The sequence below is a fragment of the Kocuria marina genome, from assembly GCF_000786655.1.
Taxonomy (GTDB): Bacteria; Actinomycetota; Actinomycetes; order Actinomycetales; family Micrococcaceae; genus Kocuria; species Kocuria marina_A.
On sequence record NZ_JROM01000061.1, the window covers coordinates 1 to 1,600 of the forward strand.

Below are 1,600 nucleotides of genomic sequence, written 5' to 3' on the forward strand. Positions count from 1 at the left end.
CGAACGAGATCTGGACCCAGATCTGGTCGAACAACCCGACCGAGCGCCTCAACCGCGAAATCCGTCGGCGCACCGACTCCGTCGGAATCTTCCCCAACCGTGACGCGATCGTGCGCCTCGTCGGCGCCGTCCTGGCCGAGCAAACCGATGAATGGGCCGAAGGACGCCGCTACCTCGGGCTCGACGTCCTCGCCCGCTCACGTGCCGCTATCCTCACCGACCCGCCCACCGAGCCAGGACACGAACCCATGCCCGCACTCACCGCCTGAACCCACCCGCGAAGGATCACCCTGTTACACCACTGCCCGGGACTTGACCGGTGGTGCGGCGGCGGGGTCAACGTCACCGCCCGGGGCGCTGTGACCCCGGAAGTAAGCCCCGGGCATTTTGCGCGTCCGGGGCTTACGCATGTCGCAGCCACGAAAGAGAGTAATTGGTCGTTTTTGCACCACTCCCCCCGCGCCTGCCCTCGGGGTCAGTTTCGCCCGTGCTGGGTGTAGCAAAATTTGGTGCATAACCAGGGGGTGCGGAACCGCCTTACTGTGACGGGTTTTGCTCCACGTCGGAGCCAGCCCAGCCGGTACACACCTCGTGATAGAGGATGTGCGCCGTGGGCAGTCCAGTGGTGTCCCTGATCCGGTCCCATGCCGTAGCGAGTGCTCGGGGCGGGGTGGGGGCCTCCCCCGGCCCGCGCCACGTCGCCGCGACGATCTGCCACGGCGGGTTAGGCGGGGGCAGGGCGGAGCGGCCGCCCATGTGGTCCGGTGGTGGGGGTGGAGGTAACACGGTCTCCGCATGTAGGCGGCCGTCTCCGGTGATCAGAACGCCACGGTTGGTGAGTCTTTGGGCGGCCGCGTACTCGGCCCACCGGGCGAGCTGCTGCCAGTTGTCCCGGTTCAGCCCGTGAACCGACATGGCGATGCCAGCTAGGCGGGCGTAGTAAGGATTCACGCGCGAGCGTCGGCGCGCACGCGCGCCACCGTCGATTTGCTCACCTGACAGGCTGCGGCGGTCTCCGCGATGCTGCGGCCTTCCTCGTGCATCGCGAGGATGCGCGCGCGCAGCTCGTCCGTGAGCGTGCGGCGTCCGCGGGGGCGGGTGCGCTGCCACTCGTGCAGGGTCTCCGTGGTCCATCCTCGCGTGTCGTTGATCCACACGTCTGGCTCGGGTGTTCCGGCCTTGATGAAGCCCTGGGGCGTCATGCCGACCACGGCGGCGGCTTCTTTCAGTCCGTGCAGGTGCGCGCCGCGCGGGATAGTCTTGGGCATTGCATCGTCCTTTCGGTGTGGCCTCCCGGCCCATTGTTCCTGGCATCCGCCAGCGGCCGGGGGGCATTTTCATTCTGCGGGTGTGGTTCCGGGATGCGTGCTCAGCAAGTCGCACGCGGCCTCGTAGGCGCGCATAGCGGCCTTGGACAGCTCGAGGGCCATGTCTACGTGCTCGAAGGATTCCATGCGGCCAGCGGCGCGCGTGGCGGCTCCTGCGACCTCTAGGGCCGTGGCCTTGGTCAGCTGCGGGTCACCGTGACGCGGATCGGTGGGCAGCACTAGGCATCGCGGAATCTCTGCCAGGTACGGGGCGAGCGGGGTTCGCGCTGCGC

General features: G+C 68.1%; 3 protein-coding genes. 1 reads left to right on the plus strand and 2 read right to left on the minus strand.

All coding sequences use genetic code 11. The features are described 5' to 3' along the window. On the plus strand, positions 1-269 hold a 269-nt coding region (locus AS25_RS13400), incomplete at its 5' end, for an IS256 family transposase (protein WP_035965865.1). A 678-nt stretch (positions 270-947) separates the two neighbouring features. Here the strand turns inward: AS25_RS13400 and AS25_RS13405 are convergent. Next, complete coding sequence (locus tag AS25_RS13405; RefSeq protein ID WP_035964350.1) at positions 948-1,268, minus strand: helix-turn-helix domain-containing protein; 321 nt, start codon at positions 1,266-1,268, stop codon at positions 948-950. 69 nt (positions 1,269-1,337) lie between these two features. Next, positions 1,338-1,600, minus strand: a 263-nt coding sequence (locus tag AS25_RS14830; protein WP_216594127.1) for a hypothetical protein, incomplete at its 5' end; no start/stop codon positions are given.

Excerpts from the sequence above, each read along its gene's own strand:
- AS25_RS13405 (WP_035964350.1), bottom strand. The coding sequence starts at position 1,268 with ATGCCCAAGACTATCCCGCGCGGCGCGCACCTGCACGGACTGAAAGAA.